Source organism: Candidatus Binatia bacterium (assembly GCA_036382395.1).
Classification (GTDB): domain Bacteria; phylum Desulfobacterota; class Binatia; order HRBIN30; family HRBIN30; genus JAGDMS01.
Genome location: DASVHW010000177.1, coordinates 1 through 2,782, shown reverse-complemented (window position 1 = coordinate 2,782; position 2,782 = coordinate 1). Strand labels below are relative to the sequence as shown.

Here is a 2,782-nt window from a genome sequence, read left to right as displayed (position 1 = left end):
ACCCAAGGCGGTCGTGGAACCGCGGCGGCTGGTCGTTCCGAAGAGGCCGGCGCGGGCCACGTCACCGCTGCCCGCGCCGGCGGCCCTACCACGCGGCGAGCCGCAGGGCGCTGTGAGTGGTGTTGTTGGCGGCGTTGTCGGCGGCCGTCTCAGCGGCAAAGGCAACCAGCCGCTCCCCGCAGATGCGGTGGTTCATCCACCGGTGGTGCTGTCACGTGTCATGCCGACGTATCCACCACTGGCGCGGGCTCGCGGGCTGGAGGGCCGCGTCATCTTGACTGCAGTCGTCGATCAACAGGGGCGAGTGGAAGAGGCGATCACGGTCACGCAATCGATGCCATTGCTCGATGCCGCTGCGGTCGAGGCGCTCCGGCAGTGGCGTTTCGAACCGGGGCGTGACCGCGACGGCACGCCGGTCAGGGTGCGCATCGAAATTCCGATCCGATTTCAACTCCGCTGACGGAGGTACAGGAGTTTCACATGCACTTCTCAATCGGTGATAAGTTCCGTCGCCGTCGAACCTGGTCGGCGGGCTCGGAAACATACCTTGTCCCCGCAGCCCCGATTCGGTATGAGCCGCGGTCTGGCAGTGCAGGGAAGCACAACGCGCATGCAAAGACATCTGTGGTGGGCGCTCGTGACGTGGCTGCTGATGTGGCCACTACCGGTGATTGCTGACGAGCCAACGACGCAACTTCCGGAGGTAGTGGTCACGGCGACGCGCACAGAAACACGCGCCGATGACGCCACCACCACCGTCTCGGTGATCGGCGGCACGGACATTGGACAGCGCGGCCAGTCGCTGGTTGCGGACGCGCTACGCGGCTCGCCGGGAATGGATATCAACGAGTTCGGATCACGCGGGCAGACCGCCTTCGCGTCCATCCGCGGGTCGAACCCGGATCAGGTCCTGGTGCTACTCGACGGCGTCGAGGTCAACACGCCGACGGTCGGGCAATTCGACTTCGCCAACCTCACCACCGACAACATCGACCGTATCGAGATTCTGCGCGGTGGCGGGGGCGCCTTGTATGGGTCTGAAGCCATCGGCGGTGTGGTGAACGTGCTCACACAGCGCGGCGCAGGTCCGTTCCATCTGCTGGCCAGCGCCGAAGGCGGCAGCGCCGGCACCCATCATGAAACCGTGGGGATCAACGGCGCCCAGGGCCCCTTGTCGTTGGCCGGCACGGCCTCGTTTCTGGCCAGCGACGGCTTCCGCTCGATCAACGACGACTACCGCAACTTTTCGACCGTCTGGCGCGCGGATTTCAGCGTGTCGCCGTCGGCCGAGCTGCGTGGTTTCCTGCGCTACAGCGACGCCCGTGCCGGGCTGGTGAACTTCAACGTCGCACATCCCGAGAGGCCGCTCGATCCCGACGCCTACAGTCGCGACAATTTCTTCCTCGCCAAAGGCGAGTGGGAATACGCGCTGAGCGAGGCGCTGAACTATCGCACCGCCGTGTCCTTCGTTCGCGACAATCCCCGCTACCATGGCAACACGATCGATGAGGAAGGTAAATTTGACCTGCCGGTGATCAGCCACACTCCAAGCGAGATGACCACCGCCGAGGCGCAGGTAAACTATTTGTGGCACGACTGTTCGGTCACCTCTGCCGGCTTGGAGTACAAGGAACAGTGGGCAGACATCCACAAGCTACAGCCCGACCCGGCGGAGCCCGACAGCCCATACTCTCCGGAAGATCACCGCGGCAACCGTTCGATCGTCGGACTCTATGCACAAGAACAGATCCACCTCCTGAATGACACGCTGCGCGGGGTGGGAGGCGTACGCTACGACCACTACGACGTGTTCGGTGGCCAGACCACCGTTTCGGGTTCCGCGTCGTATCTCATCACTCCGACCCAGACCCGGCTGCGGCTCGGCTACGCGGAAGGGTTTCGGGCACCGACGTTCGACGAGTTGTTCGGCGCGCTCGGTAATCCCAAGCTGAAGTCCGAGACCAGCTGGGAAATCAACGCCGGCCTGACGCAGGAGCTGTTCGACGCGCGGCTGCGTTTCGAGCCCAGCTACTTCTATCGTGAAGTCCACAACCTGATCGAAGAGGTGGTTGATGAGCTGCCGCCGGTCGCCAGCGTGCCCGAGAATGAGGGGGCGTTCAATGTCGCCACCACCCGTATGCAAGGCGTCGAGATGACGGCGAAGCTGCAGGCAACACGCTGGCTCACCCTGGGAGGGAACTACACGTATCTGAACTTCGTCACCGCGACCGTCACGCTCCTCAACCGACCGCGCCACCGTGGCTCGCTGACCGCCACGGGCCGCTGGAACGATCTGTTCACCGCCGGGGACCAGGCGGTGGCCACCGCGCTCGTCTACGTCGTCGGCCGGCGCGATAGTCCCAATCCGCTCGACACAAACGACCCGTTGTCCCCGGCGCCGATTGCCGGCTACGGGCGCGTCGATGTGGCGCTGTCCTACCACTTCGGGGGGCCCGTTGCGCCGCTCGCTGTCACCGCGACGGCGCGGAACCTGTTCAATCGTGACTACGCCGAATCGCTCGGCTTCCCGGCGCCGCCGGCGAACTTTCTCGCCGGGCTCCGGTACGGGTTCTAACTAGCGCCGCACGCGCCGGTGGCAGGAGGGCGCGGCAGCATCAACCCATCGAACATGAGGTGAGCGCTCGATCATCCACCCGTCAAGTGAAAACGACTGTTCCTACGTAGTCGGTGGCGCCACCGCGTGCTATGTTAATCAGCTGTGACCTATGGAACAGGAGATTCCTGGCCGGCCCTTCCGGCGGGCCTGAGCTTGAGCCTCAGC

General features: G+C 64.6%; 2 protein-coding genes. Both read left to right on the top strand.

The window, feature by feature from the left end; translation table 11 throughout:
• Positions 1-460, top strand: a 460-nt coding sequence (locus tag VF515_08120) for an energy transducer TonB (GenBank protein ID HEX7407599.1), incomplete at its 5' end; no start/stop codon positions are given.
• Positions 461-610: 150 nt separating this feature from the next.
• Positions 611-2,575: a TonB-dependent receptor gene (locus VF515_08115; GenBank protein HEX7407598.1), complete on the top strand. Its 1,965-nt coding sequence runs from the start codon at positions 611-613 to the stop codon at positions 2,573-2,575.
• Positions 2,576-2,782 lie beyond the last annotated feature (207 nt).

Excerpts from the sequence above, each read along its gene's own strand:
- VF515_08115 (HEX7407598.1), top strand. The coding sequence starts at position 611 with ATGCAAAGACATCTGTGGTGGGCGCTCGTGACGTGGCTGCTGATGTGG.